This window comes from Candidatus Methylomirabilis sp., assembly GCA_036000645.1.
Taxonomy (GTDB): Bacteria; Methylomirabilota; Methylomirabilia; order Methylomirabilales; family JACPAU01; genus JACPAU01.
Genome location: DASYVA010000214.1, coordinates 1 through 5469, shown reverse-complemented (window position 1 = coordinate 5469; position 5469 = coordinate 1). Strand labels below are relative to the sequence as shown.

Below are 5469 nucleotides of genomic sequence, written 5' to 3'. Positions count from 1 at the left end.
TTTGTCACACAAGTTATCTCGTTTGTATTAGTTCCCATTCTGGTTGCCCCGTCCCACGGTTTCCAGGCCCGCAGGCGGCGCGTCGGTTTCGGCGGCGGAGAGGACCGTTGCATGGCCAAAGCCCGGACCGCCTTCGTCTGCCAGCAGTGCGGCTACCAGACCGTGCGCTGGATGGGGAAGTGCCCCGATTGCGGTACCTGGGGGAGTCTCCTGGAAGAGCGGATGGCCGCCCGCGTCGGGGCTGCGGTGCCCGCTCCCGGGGGTGCGGCCCCACTCCCCATCACCGCGGTCCCGACCGATGGCGTCCCCCGCTCCCCGCTTGGCCTCGCGGAGCTGGACCGAGCCCTGGGGGGAGGCCTGGTGCCGGGGTCGCTCGTCCTGCTGGGGGGTGAGCCGGGGATCGGGAAATCCACTCTCCTCCTGCAGGCCGCGGCTGCCGCGGCGCGGGGCGGGCAGCGGGTCCTCTACGTCTCGGGCGAGGAATCGGCGGGCCAGATCCGGAGCCGCGCCGAGCGCCTCGCCGCACTGGCCGAGGGCCTCTCCCTCCTGACCGAGACCCGCCTGGAGGCGATCCTCGGCCAGGCGGAGGCCGCCCGCCCGCATCTGCTCATCCTGGACTCCGTCCAGGCGGTGACGGCGGAGGCCCTGGGGTCGGCGCCCGGGACGATCAGCCAGGTCCGGGAGGCGGCCACGGCGCTGCAGCGGCTTGCCAAGCAGACGGGGATGAGCGCCCTGCTCATCGGCCACGTCACCAAGGACGGCACCCTGGCCGGCCCGAAGTCCCTGGAGCACGTGGTGGACACGGTCCTGAGCTTCGAGGGGGAGCAGACGCATCCCTACCGGGTCCTGCGGGTCCTCAAGCACCGCTTCGGGTCCACCGAGGAGGTGGGGCTGTTCGAGATGACGGAGGCGGGCCTGGTCGAGGTCGCCAACCCGTCCGCCCGGCTCCTCCGCGAGCGGCCGGAGCAGGCGCCGGGCTCCGCGGTCCTCGCCGCGCTGGAGGGGAGCCGCCCCATGCTCCTGGAGGTCCAGGCGCTGGTGGCCCCGGCGGCGCTCGGTGCGGCGCGACGGGTGGCGGGGGGCGTGGACCGGGAACGCCTCGCCCTCCTCTTGGCGGTCCTGGAGCGGCACGTGGGTCTCGCCCTCGGCCCTGCCGATGTCTACGTGAACGTGGCCGGGGGACTCCGGGTCACGGAACCCGCGGCCGACCTGGCCGTCATCGCCGCCGTCCTCAGCAGCGCGCAGGGCCGCCCCGTGGATCCGCGCCTGGTCTGCTGCGGCGAGGTGGGGCTGGCGGGGGAGGTCCGATCGGTCCGCCAGGTCCCGCGCCGGCTGGCGGAGGCGGCCCGCGTCGGGTTCACCCGGGCGCTCCTGCCCGCCGCCGACACCGGAGCGGCGGCGCCACCGGGGCTCGTGCTGGAAGGCCTCCGGCGCGTCGCCGCCCTGCCCGAGATGCTCTTCCCGGGGAAATAACTCTTTGGGATCAGCACTCCTCCTGCTTGGCTAATTCCTCCGGCAATTCCTGCTGGTGCCCCACCTTTCCGTCCCCTAGCTCGCTGTTTGGTTCGTAGGCTCGGCTCGCTGATACCTTTCGCCCCGTGGGATTTCGCCGGCGTATCGGTAAGGGGCGCCAGGGGCTCCGCCGGATCCTCCGGGCCATCCTCAGTGCGAGTCTTCGGGCCCCCCTGTTCCTTCGCCAGCCTGGGGCCGCCAGGGGTTCCCCCGCCCAGGAAGCCCAGGCCTTCGCGCCAGTCCGAAGGCCCCCGAGCGACACAACCGGACGTTTGGGGGAGTCTTGTAGGTCGCCCGGATAGCCCGCCACGGTCAGGCCGGCGCCTTTGGCCGATTCCTCGGCATCGCCTATGCAGCTCTCAGTACACAAGATGTGTAAAGACCAGGGGACAGCTCCGAGGCTGGCGCGCCCCTGGGCGGGGTGCTGCCACCCGGGGAACAGGATGCGCTCCCGGGCCGATCACAAGCCGGGGGGTGCTGCTCTAACGACGGGGCGCACGGGCGTAGCGCACCAATGAGGCAGAGGAACATGGGCCAGCAATATTCCATCCTGCCTGTTCGGGGAGCCGCGCCAGGGACGCTGATGGTTGTAGCCGCGCTCCTAGGCGTGGCATGCTGGCTCGCGGGTGCCGGGGGCGCCCTCGCCGCGGACTACTACGTGGACGGCGCCAATGCGTCATGCAGCGATAGCAATCCCGGGACGGAGAGCCAGCCCTACTGCACGATCCAGGCGGCACTCACCGCGAGGGCAGCCGCAGGCAACACAGTCATCGTGAAGGCTGCGACGTATCGGGAGCGGGTGGCTATCTCCGGGTCCGGGGTGCTCGGCAGCCAGTTCGTCGTCAAGGCAAATGGCTCGGGCGTCATCGTTGACGGCGCGGACGACTACTCGACCACCGCTCAGTGGACTCTGTTTTCGGGGAACGTCTATCTGGCGAGCAGCGTGACCTGGAGTCCCAACCAGGCGTTCAAGAATGACACTCGCCTCACAGAGTCAACCGCAGACCCCGCCTCCCTGCCGGCAAACACCTACAAGTATGTGTCGGGGACTGGACTGTATGCCAACGTGGGCGGCGGGAACCCCGGCGCCCAGAACATGAAGGTTAGCCGGCGTAGCGAGGGCTTCTATTCTGATAACAAGTCCTACGTCACGATTGAGGGCTTCACGGTGACGCGGGCAAACAACAAGAATATCTATGCCCGTGCCACTGGTGGTGGCACGTGCGCGGGCTTCGTGGTCAAGAACAACACCACCAAGTTCGCCAACAGTTACGGAATGCAGTTCGAGAAATGCACCGCAGGTACGATCAGCGGCAATCTCTCGTCTGACAACAAGAACCACGGGATCGTCCTCACTGCTGCGGCGAACGCGAACACGGTTGAGAAGAATGAATCGTCCTACAACACCTTCACGGGCAACAGCGCCAACGGCTTGTTCGTGAGCGGGTCAGAAGACAATACGATCTCGGCGAATCTGGTGCACCATAACTAGGATGCGGGCTTCTGGGTGGGGGCAGCGTCGCACAACAATATCTTCCAACAGAACCGCTCTTGGAGCAACACCCAGCAGGGATTCGACCATACGGGCAGTTCGACCGGGACGATCCACGTCGGCGATGTGGCTTACGGGAACAGCGGCGACGGGTTCAACGTAGAGAGCAGTTCCACAGGCACTAAAATTTACAACTCCATCAGTGCCGAGAACAATAGCGGCACGCGCTATAACCTTCAGGTAGACAGTACCTCCAAGACCGGGTTCCTGTCGGATTACAATATTTGGTGGAACGCCAGCAACAATGCGAGGATCAGGTACGATGGGGTCACGTACTCCGATGTGACTGGCACGGGGAGCTTTAACGAGAGCACAGGGCATGACGGACATGGGTTGGAATCGAACCCGAGCTTCGTTGACGCGGCCAACGGGGATTTCGCGCTGCAGTCGGGTTCGCCCGCCCTCGACTCTGCTGATTCCTCAGTGTCAAACTGGCCGTCCACGGATGCTGACGGCTTGGCGCGGGTGGATGATCCTACCACCAATACCGGGGCTGGCAGCCCTAATTATGCCGATAGGGGCGCGTTGGAGTTCCCGCACAACCATGTCGGCAACCCGTCCTTCGAGACCGACACGACCGGCTGGGTCAACTACAACGGGGCTGGCATAGCTCGTGTTTCTGGTGGCCAAAGCGGATCTTACGCGCTCGAAATGACCGGGACCGCCTCCGGGCTCGTGACCTTCGGAACGAATGATAGTCCGAACTGGATCGCTACGACTGCTGCAGTGGGGAGGACGTGCCGGTTCGCCGCATGGGTCCGTTCAGCATCTAACACAGGTTCAGCCAAGCTCCGTGTTCGGGAGTATCTGAACAGTGTCCAGCAGGGAACTACGACCTATTCGACAGCCGTCACGCTCTCGCCGACGTGGCAGCAGGTGACGGTGGACTACGTGGTGGTGACTGGAGGATCGACCTTGGACTTGCAGGTGCTCGACTACCCAGCGGTCAACAGCGAGGTCTTCCAGACGGACAACATCTCAATTCGGCTATTACCGTAGCAAGTAGCCTGCGCGGCGTCGTGGCAGCGTCGGGATAGGGCGAGGCGGCATGGGTGTCCGGGATTAGCGGAATGCTAGCGGCCGCAAGCGTGATCCCCTAGGCGAGCACCAAAGATAACAGCCGCGTGGAGTACCGAATGGGAGCCCGGTGGGGAATCCGGCCCGCGCACTCTCCGCGAGGGGCGCTGCAAGCCGGGGATACGGTGCGTGCGTGCCAAGGCGCACGATTCCGTAGCGTGCCTCGCGCCCCGTATCCAAGGGGGTGATCACCTGAACCCGCTACCGACGTTCGACTATCCGAACACAGCCGGGTGCCAGTAACTCGGCACCACCGCCGGGCCGTTGTGTTCAGGGGCGGGCGCCGCGGGGAAGGCGGGGGCGGCGCGCGAGAAGAGGCCGGGGCGGGCGCCGCGCGGCTCAGCGCCAAAGGCGACGGGGAACCGCAGCGCGGTCGGCAGGGAGGCGACCTACCGGCGGCTCGGCCCCCCGGGCGGGACGCGAGCAACGAGGGGGCCGGCGGGCCGGCTCCCCTGTCCATGGCGCTCGAGCCGGTTGGGGCTACGGAACGACCTCGATGACGATGCTGTCTGTCTGGAAGACCTCGCCGGTCGTGACCGGGTAATCGAGCACCTGCACGTCCAGAGTGGACGAGGCCGCCTGGGTGACGTAGTCGACCGTGAGCAGCTGCCAGGCCGGCGTCAGCGGCACGAAGGGGGAGTAGGTCGTCGTCCCGACCTGTCCCCCGTTCAGGTACTCCCGGACCCGGATCCGCGCCCTCCCGGTGCTCGCCTCCGCCCGGACCCAGGCGCTGAAGCGGTAGCGGGTCCCCGCCGCTGCGGTCTTGGCAACCCAATTGGGGCTGTCGTTGATGCCGAACGGGGCCGTGGTCGCGGGGCCCCGCACCTCCAGCGCGAAGGCCCCATCCTGCCCCCCCGGCACCCGCTGCATCACGGTGTCCGATCCCGGATAGGGCTTCCAGCCACTCGTGTCGGCTTCGAAGGAGGGATTCCCAACCAGGTTCGAGCTATTCACCGTGATCACCTGCGAGGTGGAAGCGGTCCCCCCCTCGTCATCCGTCACCGTGACGCTCGCCGTGAAGGTCCCCGCCGTGGCGTAGGTGTGGGGGGCGGTGGGGTCCGCCTGGGGGCCGACGGTCGTCCCATCGCCGAAGGCGAAGGTGTACTCGGTGAGCGTCCCCCCATCCGGGTCGAAGGAGCCCGAGGCATCGAGGCTCACCGAGAGGGGGACCTCCCCCGTGGGCGGGGTGACCGTGAGGGCCGCCACCGGGGGCGGGAGGAACTCGAGGGCCCCCCGGTCGGCATAGGGGACCGGGCCGGCCCCACTATTGACCGTGGCCGGGTCATCCGCCCGGGCCCGGCCGGCGGCATCGGTCGCCGGCCAGCTCG

The 5469-nt window shown here is 67.4% G+C and carries 4 protein-coding genes; 3 read left to right on the top strand and 1 reads right to left on the bottom strand.

Annotated features, from left to right (window positions below):
• The first annotated feature begins 111 nt into the window (after positions 1 to 111).
• From radA to VGT06_11840, 3 genes are all read left to right on the top strand, one after another.
• Positions 112 to 1473: a DNA repair protein RadA gene (gene radA, locus VGT06_11850; protein ID HEV8663811.1), complete on the top strand. Its 1362-nt coding sequence runs from the start codon at positions 112 to 114 to the stop codon at positions 1471 to 1473.
• Positions 1474 to 2041: 568 nt separating this feature from the next.
• Positions 2042 to 3004, top strand: coding sequence for a right-handed parallel beta-helix repeat-containing protein (locus VGT06_11845; protein ID HEV8663810.1), 963 nt, complete (start codon positions 2042 to 2044; stop codon positions 3002 to 3004).
• A 15-nt stretch (positions 3005 to 3019) separates the two neighbouring features.
• On the top strand, positions 3020 to 4063 hold the full coding sequence (locus VGT06_11840; GenBank protein HEV8663809.1) for a choice-of-anchor Q domain-containing protein: 1044 nt from the start codon (positions 3020 to 3022) through the stop codon (positions 4061 to 4063).
• Positions 4064 to 4621: 558 nt separating this feature from the next.
• On the opposite strand, the gene VGT06_11835 is transcribed toward VGT06_11840, so the two are convergent.
• Positions 4622 to 5469, bottom strand: an 848-nt coding sequence (locus VGT06_11835) for a PKD domain-containing protein (protein HEV8663808.1), incomplete at its 5' end; no start/stop codon positions are given.